General features: G+C 58.5%; 18 protein-coding genes. 7 read left to right on the top strand and 11 right to left on the bottom strand.

Annotated elements, in window-relative coordinates; all coding sequences use genetic code 11:
- Window positions 1–10: 10 nt before the first annotated feature.
- Genes GSR16_RS12740 through GSR16_RS12725 form a run of 4 tightly spaced genes read right to left on the bottom strand, consistent with a single transcriptional unit; the run spans window position 11 to window position 4,526 of the window.
- A complete protein-coding gene (locus GSR16_RS12740) occupies window positions 11–385 on the bottom strand; it encodes a lysozyme inhibitor LprI family protein (protein WP_159877944.1) in 375 nt (124 codons plus the stop codon).
- Window positions 386–430: 45 nt separating this feature from the next.
- Entirely contained in the window at window positions 431–1,663 is a 1,233-nt protein-coding gene (locus GSR16_RS12735) for a multifunctional CCA addition/repair protein (protein ID WP_159877942.1), read from the bottom strand.
- The gene (locus GSR16_RS12730) at window positions 1,663–2,610 is read right to left on the bottom strand and encodes a complex I NDUFA9 subunit family protein (RefSeq protein WP_159877941.1); all 948 of its coding nucleotides are present in this window, start codon (window positions 2,608–2,610) and stop codon (window positions 1,663–1,665) included. The genes GSR16_RS12735 and GSR16_RS12730 overlap by 1 nt, the downstream gene beginning before the upstream one ends.
- Before the next feature lie 26 nt (window positions 2,611–2,636).
- A complete protein-coding gene (locus tag GSR16_RS12725) occupies window positions 2,637–4,526 on the bottom strand; it encodes a lytic transglycosylase domain-containing protein (protein WP_159877939.1) in 1,890 nt (629 codons plus the stop codon).
- 352 nt (window positions 4,527–4,878) lie between these two features.
- Here GSR16_RS12725 and GSR16_RS12720 point away from each other — a divergent pair, with 352 nt between their 5' ends.
- A complete protein-coding gene (locus GSR16_RS12720; protein WP_159877937.1) occupies window positions 4,879–5,601 on the top strand; it encodes a hypothetical protein in 723 nt (240 codons plus the stop codon).
- A 23-nt stretch (window positions 5,602–5,624) separates the two neighbouring features.
- Here GSR16_RS12720 and trpE read toward each other — a convergent pair whose 3' ends face one another.
- The 4 genes from trpE to rpe form a co-directional block, all read right to left on the bottom strand.
- Window positions 5,625–7,088 (bottom strand): anthranilate synthase component I, encoded by a 1,464-nt coding sequence (gene trpE, locus GSR16_RS12715; RefSeq protein ID WP_159877935.1) that lies wholly within the window; start codon window positions 7,086–7,088, stop codon window positions 5,625–5,627.
- Window positions 7,089–7,225: 137 nt separating this feature from the next.
- Window positions 7,226–7,891, bottom strand: a complete 666-nt coding sequence (locus GSR16_RS12710) for a phosphoglycolate phosphatase (protein ID WP_159877933.1) — start codon at window positions 7,889–7,891, stop codon at window positions 7,226–7,228.
- A 14-nt stretch (window positions 7,892–7,905) separates the two neighbouring features.
- Window positions 7,906–8,676: an SDR family NAD(P)-dependent oxidoreductase gene (locus GSR16_RS12705; protein WP_240902482.1), complete on the bottom strand. Its 771-nt coding sequence runs from the start codon at window positions 8,674–8,676 to the stop codon at window positions 7,906–7,908.
- Window positions 8,676–9,356 (bottom strand): ribulose-phosphate 3-epimerase, encoded by a 681-nt coding sequence (gene rpe, locus GSR16_RS12700; RefSeq protein ID WP_159877931.1) that lies wholly within the window; start codon window positions 9,354–9,356, stop codon window positions 8,676–8,678. Before rpe ends, GSR16_RS12705 begins: the two co-directional genes overlap by 1 nt.
- A 106-nt stretch (window positions 9,357–9,462) precedes the next feature.
- Between rpe and apaG the strand changes: the two genes are divergently transcribed.
- From apaG to GSR16_RS12675, 6 genes are all read left to right on the top strand, one after another.
- A complete protein-coding gene (gene apaG, locus GSR16_RS12695) occupies window positions 9,463–9,843 on the top strand; it encodes a Co2+/Mg2+ efflux protein ApaG (RefSeq protein ID WP_159877929.1) in 381 nt (126 codons plus the stop codon).
- Window positions 9,844–9,953: 110 nt separating this feature from the next.
- Window positions 9,954–11,750, top strand: a complete 1,797-nt coding sequence (locus tag GSR16_RS12690; RefSeq protein ID WP_159877927.1) for an ABCB family ABC transporter ATP-binding protein/permease — start codon at window positions 9,954–9,956, stop codon at window positions 11,748–11,750.
- A 34-nt stretch (window positions 11,751–11,784) separates the two neighbouring features.
- Complete coding sequence (locus GSR16_RS21345; RefSeq protein ID WP_276608553.1) at window positions 11,785–11,913, top strand: hypothetical protein; 129 nt, start codon at window positions 11,785–11,787, stop codon at window positions 11,911–11,913.
- A gap of 181 nt (window positions 11,914–12,094) precedes the next feature.
- Window positions 12,095–14,539 carry a putative bifunctional diguanylate cyclase/phosphodiesterase gene (locus GSR16_RS12685; RefSeq protein ID WP_159877925.1) on the top strand — a complete coding sequence of 815 codons (2,445 nt, stop codon included), beginning with the start codon at window positions 12,095–12,097 and terminating at the stop codon, window positions 14,537–14,539.
- 29 nt (window positions 14,540–14,568) lie between these two features.
- The gene (locus GSR16_RS12680) at window positions 14,569–15,354 is read left to right on the top strand and encodes an iron-containing redox enzyme family protein (RefSeq protein ID WP_159877923.1); all 786 of its coding nucleotides are present in this window, start codon (window positions 14,569–14,571) and stop codon (window positions 15,352–15,354) included.
- Window positions 15,355–15,544: 190 nt separating this feature from the next.
- Entirely contained in the window at window positions 15,545–17,002 is a 1,458-nt protein-coding gene (locus tag GSR16_RS12675; RefSeq protein WP_159877921.1) for an aminoacyl-histidine dipeptidase, read from the top strand.
- 71 nt (window positions 17,003–17,073) lie between these two features.
- On the opposite strand, the gene xerC is transcribed toward GSR16_RS12675, so the two are convergent.
- The 3 genes from xerC to GSR16_RS12660 all read right to left on the bottom strand — a co-directional run bounded on the left by xerC (window position 17,074) and on the right by GSR16_RS12660 (window position 19,332).
- The gene (xerC, locus tag GSR16_RS12670; protein WP_240902481.1) at window positions 17,074–17,958 is read right to left on the bottom strand and encodes a tyrosine recombinase XerC; all 885 of its coding nucleotides are present in this window, start codon (window positions 17,956–17,958) and stop codon (window positions 17,074–17,076) included.
- Window positions 17,951–18,802, bottom strand: a complete 852-nt coding sequence (locus GSR16_RS12665; protein WP_159877919.1) for an AAA family ATPase — start codon at window positions 18,800–18,802, stop codon at window positions 17,951–17,953. The genes xerC and GSR16_RS12665 overlap by 8 nt, the downstream gene beginning before the upstream one ends.
- A 116-nt stretch (window positions 18,803–18,918) precedes the next feature.
- Window positions 18,919–19,332, bottom strand: coding sequence for a TerB family tellurite resistance protein (locus GSR16_RS12660; RefSeq protein WP_205677429.1), 414 nt, complete (start codon window positions 19,330–19,332; stop codon window positions 18,919–18,921).
- Window positions 19,333–19,338: the final 6 nt, after the last annotated feature.

Genomic DNA, 19,338 nt, shown 5'->3' with positions numbered 1-19,338 from the left:
CAAGCCGGGTTTATTGCAGCTTGCTGTTCATGCAGCCAGCGCTTTTGCATTCGCGCTTGCGGTCGTTGATGAACTGCAGGCGGTCGATGGTCGTGCGGGTGGCACAGTCCAGATTGACAAAAAAGCCGCGGTTGTCGCTATAGCTGCAGTCGGCATTGCGCTGACGAATCCAGCCCAGCTGGCCGCTTTTAAGCAGTTTCTTGCCATCGGCGTCCAGCATTTTCGCCAGTTCACCATAGCTCTCGTTCAGGTCCTTGTCTGCCTGGCTATATACCTTGTTCAGGCAGTACAGGCCGTCAAAGTCGTTTTTCGGTTTGTCGCAGGCGGAGTTGGCCAGTGCGCTGGTACTCAGGGCCAGCAGAATCAGGCTCAGACAGATTTTCATTACGATTCTCCATGAGTGGGGCCGGCGCATTCTAGCACGTTGGCATCATGATTCCTGCTGTGTTTGCAGCTGCTGACGCACGTTGCGGATGGCTTCCGTACGAGCGACATCTACCTGAACCGGGATCTGGCGTGGGTCGGTGCAGCTTTTGGCAATGGCTCCGGCATCTACCTGCATGGCTGCTTGCAGCATTTGCTCCATCCATGCCACCTGCGGGTAGGCACAGTCTTCAAAATGCAGCCGGCCACGCGCATCGGCCAGAACGGCTGACAGCATCTGGCGAAAGCGCTCCGGGCGACGTAGCGCATCACAGTCGCGGAACAGGCGCAGGATGGTGGCCGGTTTCATCTGGGCGGTACCGTGGATCTTGGTATGGTTAAGCACGGTGATGCGTGCCAGATCGCGGCATTCTGCCGGCACCCGCAAGCGTTTGCACAGTGCCAGCAATGGTTTTTCGCCGCGGGCTTCATGGCCGATATGGCGCGGCAGCACAGCTGCTGGTGTCAGTGCCTTGCCCAGATCGTGGGTGAGTGCGGCAAAGCGGACTGGTAACGGCTGTTGCATGCTGGCTGCCATGTCGATGACGCGCATCACATGATCGCCGGTGTCGATTTCCGGGTGATAGTCGGCACGTTGCGGCACGCCGAACAGGGCGTCGATCTCCGGCAGGATGCGCTGCAAGGCAGTGCATTCGCGTAGTACCAGAAAGAAACGCGATGGCTTGTCTTCCATCAGTGCCTTGGCCATTTCCTGCCATACGCGTTCGGCCACCAGTGCGTCAACTTCGCCGGCAGCCACCATGTCGCGCATCAGCTGCATGGTTTCGGGGGCAACGCTGAAGCCGAAGCGTGCAGCAAAGCGGGCCAGCCGCAGAATGCGTACAGGATCCTCGGCAAAGGACGGGCTGACATGGCGCAATACGCCAGCGCGCAGGTCTTGCTGGCCGTTGTAGGGGTCGATCAGGCGGCCTTGATCATCCTGGGCAATGGCATTGATGGTGAGATCACGACGGGCCAGGTCCTGTTCCAGCGTCACACTTTCGTCAGCATGAAAGGCAAAGCCGTGATAGCCCTTGCCGGTTTTGCGCTCGGTACGGGCCAGGGCGTATTCTTCGTGGCTGCGCGGATGCAGGAAAACCGGAAAGTCCTTGCCTACCGGCTTGAAACCCTGCTGCAGCATGCTCTGCACGCTGGCTCCCACCACCACCCAGTCCCTGTCTTTCACCGGCAGGCCCAGCAAGCGGTCACGCACGGCACCACCAACAATGTAAATCTGCATCAGCGTGCTGCGTCCCTGCGGTAATCGGCCAGGATGAGATTGACTTCATCCCGGCCCAGATATTGAGGTGCCACCACTTCCAGCGGTGTGGGTGCAAAGCCCAGCAGCTGGCTGGGGAAGGGGTGCGGGCTGACATTGTCCACGCTCAGCGAGCGCACATTGTCACGGCTCATCAGCGTGTGCCCTGGCAATAACTCCATCAGCCCGGCTTGCAACATGGCCAGCCCGGAGGGCAGGGGGACGATGGGGCGCTTTGTGCCGCGCAGGCGCCCCACATAAGTCACCAGTTCGGCCAGGCTGTAGCTGCGTGGTCCGGTCAGGTCCAGGCTTTGCCCAACGGTGTGGGGCTGGCCCAGGCAGGCGACGACTGCACGGGCCAGATCATCCGCCCATATCGGGGCAAAGCGGGTGTGAGCGCCGGCCAGCGGCAGCAGCGGCAGTTTGTCCAGCAAGCCGGCAAACAGGGTAAGAAAACTGTCGCCGCGCCCAAACACCACCGACGGGCGCAGGATGGTCCAGTCCAGTCCGCTGTCGCGCAAGTGCTGTTCGGCGATGCCCTTGGTCTGCTGGTAGTCGCTGGGGCCGTGCGGGTCCGCTCCCAGCGCGCTGATGTGCACGAGACGGCGGATGCCCTGCTTGCGGCAACTGTTGATGATCTTGTCCAGCAGCTCCACATGCGCCCGCTCGAAGTCCTTGCGGGCACCATGCAGAATACCGACCATGCTGACCACAGCATCATGTCCGGCCAGCAGCTCCTGCAGTGCCAGCGGGTGATGGACATTGGTGGAAACCAGCTCGGTCTTGGGCAGTACGATAAGCGATGCCTTGTGACGGTCGCGGTTGCGGGTGGCAATGGTGAGCGAGGCTTCCTGTTTTGCCAGGTGCTCGGCGATATAGCTACCGATGAAGCCACTGCCACCAATCAGACAAATGCGTTGGTCATGCATTGCTTTCTCCTGTCCTGCCAAGCGGTCTAACGAGCCGGAATGGTGCCCATGCGGGTTTTCAGTGAAATATTGTCGTGTCCAAAGGTGCTGGCATAGTAGGCAGCATTGGCCATGACTTTCTGAACATAGTCGCGCGTTTCGCTAAATGGAATGGTCTCGGCATAAATGGTGCCATCCAGCGGGCGGCTATCCTGCCAGGCACGGGCGCGGCCAGGGCCTGCGTTGTAGGCGGCGGTTGCCATGACCTCATTGCCGGACAGGCTGTCGCGTACATAGCGCAGATACCAGGTGCCCAGCTGGACATTGGTTTCGATATCGGTGACGGAATAACTGCCCAGGCCCATTTTCTTGGCCACCCACTTGGCGGTGGCCGGCATCAGCTGCATCAGTCCGGAGGCTCCAACACCGGAGCGGGCCGCAGTAATGAAGCGGCTTTCCTGACGGATCAGGCCATAGACCCAGGCATCGTCCACATTCAACTGGCGGGCGTAGCGCTGGGTGACATCCCGGTAGGGGGTCAGATAGCGCAGTGAATAATCATGGTCTTCCTTGGTGCGCTCGGCGCTGTAGATGGCCATGTCGTAGAAGGCTTCACGACGGCCTATTTCGGCGGCGGCCAGCAGCTCCATGTCATTGCGGCCACGCATGGCCCAGCGCCATTCGCGCTGCGCATCGCTGCGCAGTTCGCCCCGGCCTTCGCTATTGCTGATGTCGAGTAGCATCAAGGCGCGCTGGATAGCCGGATTGCCACGCATGGCACTGATGTCTGCTGCGGTTGGGCCTGTCTTGCTGGCCGGCGTGGACAGGGCATTGCCCAGCTCTTCCAGCGACAGCAGGGCGTAGTAGTGGTGGCCGACGCTGGCGCGGGCAAACAGGGCAGGTGCTTCATTGCCCCGGCCCAGCTGCTTCAGGCTGCGGGCACGCCAGTATTGCCAGGCAGGCTTGCTGGCGACTGCCGCTGGCATGTTGCGGGTGACTTGTTCCAGCAGCGCCCATTGCTCGACACGCAGTGCGGCACGGGCCCACCATTCCCACTGTTCACCTGTCAGCTGCTGAGGGTCGGACTTTGTATACCATTGCAGCGACTGGGACATCGATTGCTTGCGGGCCGACAGCAGGGCCAGCTGGCCCCAGGCAAAACCGCTGCGCTCCTTGCTGAGCGATTCTTCCACAGTGCTCAGGCGGCTGGCTGCGCCGCTGATGTCATTTTTTGCCTTGCTGACAATACCGTAGACAATCGCTTCTTGACCACCAGAGCTGCTCGCGCTTGCCATGGCTGGATTATTCAGGGCGGCATTGTCTAGTGGCAGGTTGGTGGCATCAGCTAGTTGGCGAGCCTGTGAGACGTAATTTCCGGCCAGCAGCAGGCGCTCTCTGCGCCACAGCCAGTCCTGAGTCAGCAAGCCCTGGGCTGCTGCTGCCGTAATCAGCTGATTACAGCCGTCCGGTGTGGCACGCATTTCCAGAAAGCGGTTGAGGTCATCCGGTTTACGGCCCTGGCGAACATCCAGCAACTGACCATAGCAGATGGATTCCTCATCCCTCGCTTCTACTGGCAGCTTTTTCCATTCGGCGGTAAAACTGCCCCAGTCTTCGCGCTTGCCCAGCTTCTTCAGCCATTCGTTGCGAATTTTCTCCGGCATCCAGCCTTCACGCACGCTGTTGAGAAAGCCGATGACCTGGCTGTCGTTGTCCTTGTCCAGTGCTTTCAGGGTCAGCCAGTAGGACGGGTAGTCACGCAGCGCATAGTTGGCGGGCATGCTGCCGGCAATGGCTGCCAGCTTGCTCAGATTGTTGCTGCGGTAGGCGTCACGCGCAGCGATGAGGTCGTCGTTGTTACCTGCCAGTGCGGGCAGGCTGCTTGCAACAGTCAGGGCCAGGGTCAGGGTTCGAATGGTACTGAACAAACGGGTCATGTAAACAGATTCTCTTGAAGTCGGCCATGCTCTGCCCCGGCCTGTTGCAGGCGGCAGGGTGACAGTCGTGGGTGGGGGAGCGACCAGCTGATTATACCTGCATGCGCTTGCGAGGTGGCTGTCCGGGTCCTGAAAGCCCTCATTATGTTCCATTGAATCCCGGAAAAATCTGATTATCCGGCTACTGGCCGCTTGCTAGATTGATAGGGTTGTCTTGCGGTGAGCACCGCTTGTTTGCCGGCAACCCGGCTGATCCTGTCTGCATATGCTGCCCGGCAGTGCTATCGGGGTCTGCGCGGAATTTTATTACAGGAGGCAGCGGTGACTGATGATTTTTACCGGGAGGCGCACGATGTATAACCTGAATGATCTTTTCGTGATGGTGCAATTCCATCTGAATTACATGTTGAAATGCATGCCCTATATCCTGGCGCATTTTGTAATTCTGTTTCTGCTGAGAAATATCCTGTTGAGATCATTCTCTACCCGTCAGCGGGGAGCCGGTTTCTCAGCTTTTGTCGCCACTGATTTGTACTATCCGTTTTGTCTCATCCTGCTGATGCTGCTGTTGTCGTGGATGGTGATGGCGGGTATGTATCTTTACCTGAATCTCGGCTTTTACCTTGGCGGGGATTTTGTTTTCCTGGCCGGTGTGCTGCTGGGCTGGAGCATGGGCTGGCCGGTGCTGCTTGTTCAGCTGTTGTTGATGGCAGCCTGGTTTTTCCAGATAGGGCGCAGTGGACTCCTGATTACCTACGTCATGTTTGATTCCGTCATCTATTTTGCGGTCGGCCTGTTTTCCGGTAGCCAGTTTGATGTGGAGGAGGGGGACTACGACACCAGCGATATCCTGTTGGTATGCGTAAATAAACTCATTGCAGCACTGATGTCGACGGTCTGCTGGATAATGCTGATGCGAGACTCCTGGATTTCCGGCATCAATATCCTGATCCATCGTCTGGTGGGGTGGCCGTTTGCCTCCTTGCCCATGATTTTCCTGGTGCTGTTCCTGATGAAGCAGGACGCCAGGCAACGAGACCTGCGTACTGCCCGAAAAGCAGAAAACCCCGCCTGAGCGGGGTTTTTGCTGACGGAGTATCAGGCATCCAGTCCGGCCTGGGCCAGCTCTGCCGCCCGCACGACCGCGCGCGCCTTGTTTTGCGTTTCCTGCCATTCGGATTCGGGCACCGAGTCGGCCACGATGCCGGCACCGGATTGCACGTAGAGCATGTCGTTCTTGATGACGGCAGTGCGAATGGCGATGGCCAGGTCCATGTCGCCATTGAAACCGAGATAGCCGACAGCACCACCGTAAACGCCACGCTTGGTGGGTTCGAACTCGTCAATGATTTCCATGGCGCGCACCTTGGGTGCGCCAGACAGCGTACCGGCGGGGAAGGTGGCCTTGAGAATGTCGATGTTGGAAACATCCGGCTTTACGTGGCCTTCTACGCTGGAGACGATGTGCATCACGTGGGAGTAACGCTCGATTACCATATTGTCGGTAATATTGACGCTGCCGGTGTTGGCAACCCGACCGATGTCATTGCGGCCAAGGTCCATCAGCATGACGTGTTCGGCAATTTCCTTGGGATCAGCAAGCAGTTCTTCCGCCAGGGCTTCGTCTTCCTCACGGCTCTTGCCGCGCACGCGGGTGCCGGCAATCGGGCGTACGGTAACGGTTTCCTGTTCGCGGCGCACCAGGATTTCCGGCGAGGAGCCCACGACGTGGAAGTCGTCAAAATGGTAGAAGAACATATACGGTGACGGGTTCAGGCTGCGCAGTGCGCGGTACAGCGAAAGTGGTGAGTCGCTATAGGGCATTTGCATGCGCTGGGCTAGCACCACTTGCATGATGTCGCCATCGACGATGTAGCGCTTGCATTGCTGGACGGCCTGCTTGAACTCTTCCTGGCCGTATTCGGAGACGGCCTTGCTGATTTGCGACGGCAGCGATAGTGGAATCTCCATCGGCTCACGCAGTCGTGCCCGCAACTGGCCCAACCGGCTTTCTGCCTTGGCCAGCGCATTCGGCACGGCTGGGTCGGCATACACGATCAGGTAGAGCTTGCCGGACAGATTGTCTACCACGGCCAGCTCTTCGGACACCATCAGCAGAATGTCGGGCGTGCCGATAGGGTCGGGCTTGCGGGTGTTGGCCAGGCGCTTTTCCACGTAGCGGATGGTGTCATAGCCGAAGTAGCCCACCAGGCCACCAGTAAAGCGGGGCAGTCCGGCTACCGGGGGGGCGCAGAAGCGTTGCTGGAAGGTTTCGATAAAGGCCAGCGGATCGCCTTCGTACTGTTCGATTACCTTGTCGCCATACTCCACCTGCACTTTGTGTGCGTTGACACGCAGGCGTGTGGTGGCCGGCAGCCCAATGAAGGAGTAACGGCCAAAACGTTCACCCCCGACTACCGATTCCAGCAGATAGGAGTAGGGCTGGTTGGCCAGTTTGAGATAGACCGACAGCGGTGTGTCGAGATCGGCAAACAGTTCCAGCGTGACCGGGATGCGGTTGTAGCCAGCCGCAGCCAGCTGGTTGAATTCTTCATGCGTCATGAGTGCGCTACCTTGAAACCGGATTGAAAGCGAAAGGGTTGGACAGAATGTGGCTTAGCGTTGCCATCGCCAACTGGCCGGTGCGGGCAGGAAAGTCATGATGCAGGGTTGATCCATATGGAATGAAGTTGTGGGCCTTATTTTTTCATCAAATCGTACAGTTCGGCAAGGTTGTCGATTGCCAGATCCGCCTGTAGCTGGCTGGCATCGGCATAGCCGTAATTGACCGCGATGGCCACGGCACCTGCAGCACGGGCGGACAGGATGTCGTTTTCCGAATCGCCAACCATCGCCAGTTCGCTGGTCTGTATGCCCAGCACATCGCAAACATGCTGTAAGGGCAGGGCGGAAGGTTTTTTCTCGGCCAGGGTGTCACCACCGATTACCAGGCTGAAGGCTTCACGCAAATCAAGTTGTTCCAGCAGGGGTACGGCCAGGTATTCCGATTTGTTGGTCACCACTGCCACTGGTAGCTGCAAGGCGCGCAGCAGGCCCAGGCCATCACGCACGCCCGGATAGACGCTGGTGTTGTCGGTGAGATGCGCATGATAGTAGCGAACAAAAAAGTTGAAGCCCTGTTCCCAGACAGCGGCATCGGCCTGACCGTGGCGTTCGTCGGTGATGGCGCGGTGCACCAGGCTGGCAATGCCGTCGCCAACATGTTCCTGGATGCGCATGTTTTCCAGGGCTGGCAGGCCCAGATGCTGGCGCATGGCATTGGCAGCGGCGGCGAGGTCGGGAATGGAGTCAACCAGGGTGCCATCCAGGTCGAAGGCAACGGCTTTGATATGTTTCAGATTCATGGGACAGGCAGTATTCAGTGTTGTGCGGTGTCCGGCAGTTGCCGGATGTCGATGACGGTTTCCATGCCGAATTCTGCACTGAGCAGATGATCGGCAATCTTGCGGGCGGCCTGTGGCGGGCTGCTGAGTCCGCCCTCACGCTTGAGGGCATCAAAGCGTTCGCGGTTGGGGAATTGTTGAGGATCGCTGCTGCGGATGCTGGCTTGCATGTCGGTATCGACAACACCGGGGTAGATGGCTGCGATGCGGGCCGGATTTGCACGGGCCAATTGCTCTTGGGCGACATGCCGGCAGAAGTGGTCCAGCCCGGCCTTGCTGCTGCCGTAAACACCCCAGCCCGGATATGCCTTGATGGCTGCGCCAGAGGAAATGCAGGCGATACGCAGCTCGCAATCCGGTTCGTCGTCAAGGCGCAGTAGGGCATCGGTCAGCAGCATGGGGGCCGTCAGGTTGATGGCAATGGCCTGGCTCAGTTCGGCTGCCGGGTAGAAGCCGGCGGTAGCAATCGGCGTGACGACACCGGCATTGTTGATCAGCAGCAATTGCCGCACGTCGTGCAGGGGAAGCAGTTGCAGCGACTCATCCATCAGGCCTTGCAGGGTTGCGCTGTCTGCCATGTCTGCCTGCAGGAAGTGCAGATGGCCTGCATGCTGTGCCGCCAGTTGCTGCAAGGCATCGCTGTGCTGTCGTGCCAGGCCGATCACCACGAAACCGCGTTGCAGTAGTTCGGCGCACAGCGCAAGACCCAGGCCGCGCGATGCGCCGGTAACAATGGCGGCCCGCATCAGGCTACCTTGGCCAGTTCGGTGCGCATGGCGGCAATCACGGCCTGATAGTCGGGCTGACCATAAATGGCCGAACCGGCGACGAAGGTATCGGCACCTGCGGCAGCTACGGCGGCGATATTGTCCACTTTTACGCCGCCATCCACTTCCAGCCAGATTTCTCCGCCATGCTTGGCGGTATACTCATCGATGCGCTGGCGCGCGGCGCGCACTTTCTCCAGCGCATGCGGAATGAAGGACTGGCCGCCAAAACCCGGATTCACCGACATGATCAGCACCATGTCGATCTTGTCCATCACGTGATCCAGATAGGACAGCGGGGTAGCCGGGTTGAATACCAGGCCAGCCTTGCAGCCGGATTCCTTGATCAGGCCAAGGGTACGGTCGATATGTTCGGAGGCTTCCGGATGGAAGGTGATGATATCGGCACCGGCCTTGGCAAACATCGGCACCAGGCTGTCCACCGGCTTGACCATCAGGTGTACGTCGATGGGGGCTTGCGTATGCGGGCGGATGGCTTCACATACCAGGGGGCCTACGGTCAGATTAGGGACATAATGGTTGTCCATGACATCAAAGTGAATGATGTCGGCTCCGGCGGCGATGACGTCGCGCACCTCCTGGCCCAGACAGGCAAAATCGGCGGATAGGAGGCTGGGGGCAATACGGAAGTCGCGCATGGTCTACCTTGCAAACACGGATGGAGTCATAAAATAGGCGCTTATTCTACCGCGCCAGCACGACCGAGCGCGATAAAATGCAGCACACCAGCACAAGGAAAACAGCATGGCAGACAAAATCTACCAGATTGAAGTAGAAGCCGAACCACACTACATCGCCGAACAATCCAATGTGGCGACCGACGTTTATGTATTCGGTTATCGCATTCGTCTGACCAATACCGGTAACGAAGCCGCCCAACTGATCAGCCGTCACTGGATCATTGCCGATGCCAACAATCAGGAGCAGGAAGTGCGCGGCATGGGCGTGGTGGGTGAGCAGCCGCGGCTGGAGCCCGGCCAGACTTTCGAATACAGCAGCGCTACTCATCTGAAAACACCTTATGGCTCGATGCGGGGCAGTTACCAGATGCTGGCGGATGACGGCAAGCGTTTTGATGTCGCCATCCCGGAAATGACGCTGGTTGCACCGCGCGTATTGCATTAAGTGGTGCCAACCCGGCACTGCCACGCTCTCACCCCGCCAGTTCCGGTACGGTATGCGGGGTGTGCCCAATCTTGTGCTGGCTGCGGCTGGCCACCCGACAGGTAGTCTTCATGCGTTTTACCCATAGCGGCCCCGCGCCCGCAAACCGTAACGACCTGCAAACCCTCAGAACGCTGCTGCCGTATCTGTGGGCGTTCAAGGGCAGGGTGCTGCTGGCCCTGAGCTGCATGATTCTGGCCAAGGTGGCTGCGGTTACCGTACCACTTTATCTCAAGGATATTGTCGACCGCCTGTCTGTTCCGGCCACACTCCTGGCCGTGCCAGTGATGGCGCTGGTGGGGTATGGTGTGGCCCGGCTGACATCTAGCGTGCTGGGCGAATTGCGCGATGCTGTGTTTGCCCGTGTCATTCAGGGGGCGGTACGCAGCGTGGCGCGCGGCGTGTTCCAGCATCTGCTCCGCCTGTCGCTGCGTTTTCATCTGGACCGCCAGACCGGCGGCATGAGCCGGGATATCGAGCGCGGGACCAAGGGCATAGGCTTTCTGCTGAATTTCATGGTGTTCAACATTCTGCCGACACTACTGGAAATCGGCATGGTGTCGGTCATTTTGTTCAGTCGCTATGCCTGGGTGTTTGCTGCGGTCACGCTGGGCACCATTGCCATCTATATCGTGTTCACCCTGGTGGTGACCGAATGGCGTACGGTATTCCGTCGCAGCATGAATGATCTGGACTCGCGCGCCAATGCCAAGGCTATCGATGCGCTGATCAATTACGAAACCGTGAAGTACTTCAATAATGAGCAGTACGAGGCCGCCCGCTATGACCGCAACCTGGCGGCCTGGGAGGCTTCTGCCATCAAGAACCAGGTGTCCCTGTCCATGCTTAACGCCGGCCAGGGTGTCATCATTGCCAGCGGTGTCACCCTTATCATGGTGCTGGCAGCCAACAGCGTGGTGCAGCACAAAATGACGGTGGGTGATGTGGTGCTGGTGGCCACCTTCATCACCCAGCTTTATACCCCGCTGAATTTCCTTGGTTTTATCTATCGCGAAATCAAGCATTCGCTGGCTGATATCGAGCGCATGTTCGGTCTGCTTTCCACCCACCAGGAAGTGGACGACGCCGCCGGTGCTGTGGCACTGGATACCCGGCAGGCCGGAATCCGCTTTACTGATGTCGAATTTGCCTATGATGACAAACGCACCATTCTGCACGGGCTGGATTTCGAGATTGCTGCGGGTAGCTCTTTGGCAGTGGTTGGTGCCAGCGGGGCCGGCAAATCAACCCTGTCGCGCTTGTTGTTCCGCTTTTACGATGTGTCCCGTGGCAGCATCAGCATCAATGGCCGCGACATCCGCCAGCTTACCCAGGACAGCCTGCGCGCGCACATCGGCATCGTGCCGCAGGATACGGTGCTGTTCAATGACAGCATCTACTACAACATTGCGTATGGACGCCCAGGAGCCAGCCGGGACGAAGTCATGGAGGCTGCCCGTTCTGCACACATCCATGACTTTGTGATGAGTCTGCCCGATGGCTATGACACCCAGGTGGGGGAGCGTGGTCTGAAATTGTCTGGCGGTGAAAAGCAGCGGGTGGCGATTGCCCGTACCGTACTGAAAAATCCGCCCATCCTGGTTTTCGATGAAGCAACCAGTGCACTGGATTCCCGCACGGAAAAGGCGATTCAGCACGAGTTGGCAAGCATCTCGGCCAACCGGACCACACTGATCATTGCGCATCGGCTGTCCACCATTGTGGATGCCGACCAGATCATCGTGATGGATGCCGGCCACGTGCTGGAGCGTGGTACTCACCGTGCGTTGCTGGAGCAAGGTGGTCGCTATGCCGAGATGTGGCGGTTGCAGCAGGAGCAGCAGGACGGCGAGGAGGTGCAGGCCTGAACTGGGCTGACGTGCGTCGGCGATGGACATATCCATGAACGCAAAGCTGCCGTTGGCAGCTTTTTTATTGCCAGCGGCAGTATCTGCAAATCAGCCGGTCAGCACTGGCAAAGAAGGCTATACCCAAAGAGCGATATGCCGAATGAAATTACTTTGGCATTGACAGTTTGTTTAATAGACATTCAAATAAGATTGATAGATGATCGCAATCACTTGATCGCGCAAGCTAACTGAAACCGGCTGTGCGGCCAGGGCTGGCGGCATTGTTGGTGCAGGGCCTGCTGTCAGTGAGGATCAGCTGTCATGGCAACCGCATACCTGGGAAAACATAGCAAGGGAGCTTAATGTCTGCGATGAGCGCGTATGGCAGCCGCAAGCTGATCCGGGTGGTCTGGCCCTTCGTAACGATTGTCGGCGCCTTGCTGCTGGTAAGTGTGTTCAGTCTGAATGTCCTGTCTACCATCCGCGCCTACGTGGGTGGTGAAGGGTTGTGGTCCAAGGCGCAGAAAGATGCCATCTACTATCTCTCGCGCTATGCCGCTAGTCGTTCCGAGCAGGATTTTCATGCCTACAAGTCAGCCATTGCCATCCAGTTGGGCGACCGTCAGGCGCGGCTGGCGCTGGATCGCGCATCACCCGATTTGGAACTGGCACGCGCCGGGCTGCTGCAAGGGGGCAATCATCCGGATGATATCGACAATGTCATGGCGGCTTTCTTGTGGTTCCGGCACGTCAGCTATCTGAGCCAGGCCATTCATTACTGGGAAATAGGCGACCGCTACGTGGCGGAAACATCAGCCATTGCCGAGCGGCTGCACAGCGGTTTCAATCATGGCTACATCAGCGACGATGAGCTTCAGGTGCTCAGGCGACGCATTGTCGAGATCAATGAGGAACTCAAGCCGCCGGCACGAGCATTTTCCGAAGTGCTGGGTGAGGGCTCGCGTTTTGCCACCACCTTGTTGCTGTGGCTGAATCTGCTGGCAGGCTCGGCCCTGTTGCTGCTGACGGTGCGACAAGTACGGGTGCTGCTGCGTCAGTCGGCCCGCTTTCAGGCTGAACTCAATGCTGAGAAGGACCGCGTGGAAACCACCCTTAATGCCATTGGCGATGCGGTGATTACCATCGATCTGTCCGGCCAGCTCGGTTACCTCAATGCAGTGGCCCAGCACCTGCTTGGCGGTGGCCAGCAAGTGTTGGGTCGCTATTTTGAAGATGTCTTCTCCATGATTGACCTGTCCGGCAGCAGTATGGATCTGGTCACCACCAGTCAGCTGCGTGCCCACTGCGAAAGCAAGCAGACTTTCCCCAGTTTGCGACTGCAAGGCATAGATGGCAGCAGCCATATGGTTTCGCTGGTGGCTTCGCCCATTCGTGATGCGCAGGGCGTAGTGGATGGCCTGGTACTGGTACTGCATGACAAGTCCATCGAGCAGCAATACATCAACCATCTTTCCTGGCAGGCCGCACACGATGCATTGACCGGGCTGTACAACCGGCGTGAGTTTGAACAGCGCGTAACGCGCGCCCTGAGCCGGCTGATGGTGACTGATACCTCGCATGCGTTGCTGTTTGTCGATCTGGACCAATTCAAACTGGTCAATGACACCAACGGTCATGCTGCAGGAGATGAGTTGCTGCGCCAGGTTTGCCGCGTGCTGCAGGAGCAGTTGGGTTTGTCCGATGTGTTGGCCAGGCTGGGTGGAGATGAGTTCGGGGTCTTGCTGGAGGACTGCCGTATCGATACTGCGCTGGACAAGGCCGATCGCCTGCGCCGTGCAGTACAACTGGCAGGTTTCCAGTGGGAGGGGATTCCCTTTTCCATCAGCACCAGTATTGGTCTGGTGTTTCTGGGCGAGCCGGGTGCTACGTTGGCCGAGGCCATGCAGGCAGCGGACATTGCCTGTTACATGGCAAAGGAAAAAGGCCGCAATCGCATTCAGTTGTACAGTTCGAAAGATACTGAGCTGGCAGTCCGTTCGGTAGAAATGGCCTGGGTGCAGCGCTTGCGTTCAGCCATGGAGGAGGAGCGTTTCTGTCTGTACAGCCAGGACATCATCCCCTTGCTGCATGAAGGGAAAAAGAGCGGACGGCATGTCGAGGTGCTGCTGCGTTTACGGGATGAGGCCGATAGCATCATCCTGCCTGGTGCATTCATTCCCGCCGCCGAGCGCTTTGGTTTGATGCCCGACATCGACCGCATCGTGGTGCGTCTGGCGTTTGAAACTTTGTGGCAGCGTCAGGAGCAGGGCGATCATTCAATCTCGCTATGTGCCATCAACTTGTCCGGTGCCACGTTGTGCGATGACAATTTCCTTGATTTCATCCGTCGGCAGTTTGTCAGCTATGCCATTGCACCGGGGATGATCTGCTTTGAAGTCACGGAAACCAGTGCCATTTCCAATCTGCAGCAGGCCACGCGTTTTATCAGCGAACTCAAGGGCCTGGGCTGCCATTTTTCACTGGATGACTTTGGTGCCGGCATGTCCTCTTTTGTCTATCTCAAGCATCTGCCGGTGGATTACCTGAAAATTGATGGCAGTTTCGTCAAGGACATGGTGAATGATTCGGTGGACCGGGCCATGGTAGAAATGATCAACCATATCGGACATGTGACCGGAAAAAAGACGATTGCAGAGTTTGTCAGTGCCCCGGAAATACTTGCTGCATTGCAGGAGATCGGCGTGGATTATGCGCAGGGCTATTATATTGGCGAGCCGCAACCCTTTGTTTATCCTGCTCATGGCCAGCCAGAATCCGCCGTATACCGCTGGCCCGACCGCAGTTGATACGGACCTTTTCAGGAAAGAATGAAAGCATGTCAGACCAGCAGCAATTTGTCCGCACCGGTCCGCTGATGGATGTTTGCAGTTATCCAGCCTGGACGCAGGAGTTGGTCCACTATTGCGACCGTTATAAAAGCGCGGTGGTGGAGCACGAATTGTTTACCCGGATGCAGGAAGCCCGACTTGATCATGTAACACACAAGGCCTTTCTGTCCGGTGGTTGGCCGGTGATTGAGCAGTTTCCGCAATACATGGCCATGAATCTGCTTAAAATCCGCTATGGCCAAGGGCTGGGGCAAGATATGGCACGCCGCTATCTGATCCGCAATATCCGGGTAGAACAGAACCATGCCGATCACTGGGTCAACTGGGCGGCTGAATCTGGGGTAGATGTTCCTGCCATGGTGCATGGCACACAGGCGCTGGAAACCCTGTGCCTGAGCCAGTGGTGCTGGCAGGTGTGCGACCGGGATACGCTGGCCGTGGCCATGGCAGCAACCAACTACGCCATCGAAGGGGCGACCGGTGAGTGGTCGGCCAGGGTGTGTGCCAAACCGCATTATGCAAACCAGTTTGGTGATGCGGTGCGCACCAAGGCCATGAAGTGGCTGAAGCTGCATGCCAGATATGACGATGCCCATCCCTGGGAGGCACTGGAAATCATCGTCACCCTGGTAGGACCACATCCATCGGTAGAAACCATCAGCCAGTTGCGCCATGCCATCTGCAAGAGCCATCAGTTCATGCGGATGCTGCTGGATCACTATATGCGCTCGGCTGTACCGCTGGTTAATGCCCCATTGCTGATGCCTGCCTGATTTCCCGGTTTTGGCGGCTGTAGCCAGCGGCAGGACAGCGCCTGGCTAGTGCAATGCCGCATGACCGGGCGGCGTGTGCATGATAAAGTCGATTGTGTACAAAACAGGGCTGTCATTGACAGTCTCTGCTACGCTCCATCGATGGCGGCGCAAAAGATGCCCGTCAGCATGTCATGTCAAAGGATATATTGTGGTTAACATCGCCGAGCTTCAGCCGCAGGCCGTTTGGGAGCATTTCCAGACCCTGTGCGACATTCCCCGTCCCTCCAAGCACGAACAGCAATTGCGCGACTATCTCAAGGGCTGGGCCGAGTTGCGCGGTTTGCAAACCGTGGTGGACGCCGCGGGCAACCTGATCGTACGCAAAGCGGCAACGCCCGGTCTGGAAGATCGCGTCGGCGTGGTATTGCAGGGGCATCTGGATATGGTATGTCAGGCCAATACCGGCACCGAGCACGATTTCTTCAAAGACCCGATCCGCCCGGTATTGCAGGATGGCTGGCTGGTGGCGGAGAACACCACCCTCGGTGCCGATAACGGTATCGGCGTTGCCATGGGCCTGGCCGTGCTGGCCAGCGACGATATTGCGCATGGCCCGGTGGAAGTGCTGATGACGCTGGACGAAGAGGCCGGCATGGGCGGTGCACTGGGTCTGGAGCCAGGGCTGTTGCAAGGCAGCATGATGATCAATATCGATACCGAAGAATGGGGCGAGTTTTACATGGGCTGTGCCGGTGGCGTGGATGTCAACGTCACGCGCAGCTACGCTACCGTGGCGCTGCCGGCCGGTTATCAGGTTGTGTCCCTGTCCATTCGCGGGCTGAAGGGCGGGCATTCCGGGGCTGACATTCATCTTGGCCGCGGCAATGCCAACAAGCTGCTGGTACGTTTGCTGCGTGAACTGGAAGCGAAAACCGATTTGCGTCTGGTGTCCTTTACCGGAGGTACGGCCCGCAACGCCCTGTCGCGCGAAGCGGTTGCCGTAGTGGCCTATCCGGCCGCGGATGCAGACCTGCTGGCGGCCAAGCTGGATGCCTTCCAGTCCTTGCTGCGTTTCGAACTGGCCGGTGTGGACGAGGGCATCACCGTGGTGGCCGAGGTGTGCAGTGCCGATGTCGTGCTGGATGCTGCTGATCAGGCTGCCATTCTGGCGGCATTGCATGCGGCACCGCATGGGGTCAAGCGCATGAGCCAGCGGGTCAGCGGTGTGGTGGAAACCTCGAACAATCTGGGCGTGGTGCGGGTGGAAAATGGCAAGGTATTTGCCAACCTGATGGTGCGTTCGCTGCTGGATTCCGGCACCTGGATGCTGGCGCGGGAAGTTGAAAGCTTGTTTGGCCTGGCCGGTTTCGCCGTGGAAATGGAAGGCGGCTACCCGGGCTGGGCACCCAATCCGCAGTCGCCGTTGCTGGCCTTGTTCCAGCAGGTTTATACCCAGGAGTTCGGTGGCAAGTCCGGCGTACAGGTGATTCATGCCGGACTGGAGTGCGGCATCATCGGTGCCAAATATCCCGCCATGGACATGGTTTCCTTCGGACCGACCATTCGTGGTGCCCATGCGCCGGGCGAGCGGGTGGAGCTGGCCTCGGTTGACAAGGCCTGGCAACTGCTCAAGGCCGTGCTGGCTGCAGTGCCACGCCGCGCTTGAGCGGGGTTGGGCATGTATACAAAAGCGCCGGCAGCAGCCGGCGCTTTTTTGTTGCTGGCATCAGGTCGGGGTCAATCTTTCTTGCGGGCGCGGGGGTGGGCGGCATCGTACACCTTGGCCAGATGCTGGAAGTCCAGCGCGGTGTAGATCTGGGTGGTGGACAGATTGGCGTGCCCCAGCAGCTCTTGTACCGCCCGCAGGTCGCCGGATGATTGCAACAGGTGGGTAGCAAACGAGTGGCGCAGCATGTGCGGGTGGACATGCCTGTCCATGCCGGTGCGGATCGCCCATTCGGCTAGCCGTTTCTGTACCTGTCTGGCACCAAGACGCTTGCCGTGCTGACCGACAAATACCGCCTGGCAGCCTGTTTCGGCAGCTCTTTCCTGCAGCCATTGCTGCAGGTATTCCCGCGCAGTGCGGCCGATGGGGAGTAGCCGCGTTTTGTTGCCCTTGCCGTGTACCCGTACCAGTTGCTCGGACAAGTCCATATCGGCCAGATTAAGTGCTACGGCTTCCGATAGGCGCAGTCCAGAGGAATACATCAGCTCGAACAAGGCCCGGTCACGTAGACTGAGCATGTCTTCGGGTGGAATGTGTTCCAGCAGCGCTGCGGTGCCGTCAACGGGCAGTGCCTTTGGCAGTGGTTTGTCCTGCTTGGGGGCACGCAAGCCCAGGCAGGGGTTGGCATCAAGCTGTTGCTCGCGCAACAGCCAGTCGTAAAACTGACGCCAGGATGACAGCTTACGTGCCAGGCTGCGGCTGCCCATGCCGCGTGCGTGCAGGGTAGCCATGGCCTTGCGGATGTCGTCTGGCCTGACGTGCAGCCAGTCACGCTCACCCAGCAGGCTTTGCAGCCCTTGCAGGTCGCGCAGGTAAGCGTCCTGTGTGTGCGGGCTCTTGCCCTGCAAGCGCAGTTGGGCGGCAAAGCCTTGTAGCAGGTCGGATGTTTCAGCCACGGCGCAGTCTGGCCATATTGGCCAGTCGCTCGAACAAGGAGATGTCCTGCTCGTTTTTCAGCAATGCCCCGGCCAGAGGCGGCAGGCTGGCATTGCCGTGGCCTTGTGCCAGCTCATCGCTGTCTATGCCTTCGCTACCCAGTAGCTTTAGCCAGTCCAGCAGTTCCGAGGTAGTGGGTTTCTTTTTCAGCCCCGGCAATTCGCGGATGGCAAAGAATACTTCCAGTGCCTGCGCCACCAGTTGCTGTTGCAAGCCGGGGTAGTGCACGTCGATGATGGCCTGCATGGTTTCCCGCTCCGGGAAGCGGATGTAGTGGAAGAAGCAGCGGCGCAGAAAGGCGTCCGGCAGCTCCTTTTCATTGTTCGAGGTAATGATGATGATGGGGCGCTGTCTGGCGCGCACGAACTGCTGGGTTTCGTGCACGAAGAATTCCATCTGGTCCAGCTCGCGCAGCAGGTCGTTGGGGAATTCGATATCGGCCTTGTCGATTTCATCAATCAGCAGCACCGGCGCGGTATCCGCCTCGAATGCCTGCCACAGCTGGCCCTTTATGATGTAGTTGCTGATGTCATGGACTTTGGCATCGCCCAGTTGCGAATCGCGCAGGCGCGATACCGCATCGTATTCATACAGGCCGTGTTGGGCCTTGGTGGTGGACTTGATCGGCCAGATGATCAACTGGCGTCCCAGGCTGGCGGCAATTTCTTCGGCCAGCATGGTCTTGCCGGTACCGGGTTCGCCCTTGACCAGTAGCGGGCGCTGCAGGGTAATGGCGGCATTCACTGCCATCATCAGGTCGTCGGTGGCAACGTAGTGTGTGCTGCCGCTAAAGCGTGTGTTCATGTGGGTTAGCCCTGTTGTTATCAAATACTAAAGCCGCCGCGGGCAGCCGGGGCGGCTTTCATACTGCCGGGAGCATGGTTCACAGCCCTCGTGCCGTGAATCCGGAGCCTGTGGTTTTAGCGCACGAACTGGCGTTCCAGGTCTTCCAGGCTGATATTCCACTCTTTCATCATGTGGCGCAGCAGGACGATTTCTGGATCGCTGATAGTGCCATCGGACTTGCTGATATCCATGGCCAGCACGCAGGTGAGAATGCGTTTGTTCGGGTCGGTAACTTCCGCCAGCATGGCTTCGATGCGGTCGGTGTCCAGCAGATGGATGGTGCCATCCTGTTCTGCTTCATCCGAAATGTCGTCACAGTAGTCGACCAGGACCTGGGCAAACTGTTTGCGAGGCAGGTTGATGAGGTCGTAGACGTTGACGTCTTCCAGCAAGTCCAGCTCGCGCGGATCCATATTGCCATCGGAAATCATGAACATTGCCAGCAAACGGGCAATAGCCTGTGGACTGTTGATTGGATATGGACGCATCACGGA

This window comes from Aquitalea denitrificans (genome assembly GCF_009856625.1).
Lineage (GTDB): Bacteria > Pseudomonadota > Gammaproteobacteria > Burkholderiales > Chromobacteriaceae > Aquitalea > Aquitalea denitrificans.
This window is presented reverse-complemented; position numbering and strand designations above follow the sequence as displayed.

Excerpts from the sequence above, each read along its gene's own strand:
- GSR16_RS12740 (WP_159877944.1), bottom strand. The coding sequence starts at position 385 with ATGAAAATCTGTCTGAGCCTGATTCTGCTGGCCCTGAGTACCAGCGCA.
- GSR16_RS12735 (WP_159877942.1), bottom strand. The coding sequence starts at position 1,663 with ATGCAGATTTACATTGTTGGTGGTGCCGTGCGTGACCGCTTGCTGGGC.
- GSR16_RS12730 (WP_159877941.1), bottom strand. The coding sequence starts at position 2,610 with ATGCATGACCAACGCATTTGTCTGATTGGTGGCAGTGGCTTCATCGGT.
- GSR16_RS12725 (WP_159877939.1), bottom strand. The coding sequence starts at position 4,526 with ATGACCCGTTTGTTCAGTACCATTCGAACCCTGACCCTGGCCCTGACT.
- GSR16_RS12720 (WP_159877937.1), top strand. The coding sequence starts at position 4,879 with ATGTATAACCTGAATGATCTTTTCGTGATGGTGCAATTCCATCTGAAT.
- trpE (WP_159877935.1), bottom strand. The coding sequence starts at position 7,088 with ATGACGCATGAAGAATTCAACCAGCTGGCTGCGGCTGGCTACAACCGC.
- GSR16_RS12710 (WP_159877933.1), bottom strand. The coding sequence starts at position 7,891 with ATGAATCTGAAACATATCAAAGCCGTTGCCTTCGACCTGGATGGCACC.
- GSR16_RS12705 (WP_240902482.1), bottom strand. The coding sequence starts at position 8,676 with ATGCGGGCCGCCATTGTTACCGGCGCATCGCGCGGCCTGGGTCTTGCG.
- rpe (WP_159877931.1), bottom strand. The coding sequence starts at position 9,356 with ATGCGCGACTTCCGTATTGCCCCCAGCCTCCTATCCGCCGATTTTGCC.
- apaG (WP_159877929.1), top strand. The coding sequence starts at position 9,463 with ATGGCAGACAAAATCTACCAGATTGAAGTAGAAGCCGAACCACACTAC.
- GSR16_RS12690 (WP_159877927.1), top strand. The coding sequence starts at position 9,954 with ATGCGTTTTACCCATAGCGGCCCCGCGCCCGCAAACCGTAACGACCTG.
- GSR16_RS21345 (WP_276608553.1), top strand. The coding sequence starts at position 11,785 with ATGAACGCAAAGCTGCCGTTGGCAGCTTTTTTATTGCCAGCGGCAGTA.
- GSR16_RS12685 (WP_159877925.1), top strand. The coding sequence starts at position 12,095 with ATGTCTGCGATGAGCGCGTATGGCAGCCGCAAGCTGATCCGGGTGGTC.
- GSR16_RS12680 (WP_159877923.1), top strand. The coding sequence starts at position 14,569 with ATGTCAGACCAGCAGCAATTTGTCCGCACCGGTCCGCTGATGGATGTT.
- GSR16_RS12665 (WP_159877919.1), bottom strand. The coding sequence starts at position 18,802 with ATGAACACACGCTTTAGCGGCAGCACACACTACGTTGCCACCGACGAC.
- GSR16_RS12660 (WP_205677429.1), bottom strand. The coding sequence starts at position 19,332 with ATGCGTCCATATCCAATCAACAGTCCACAGGCTATTGCCCGTTTGCTG.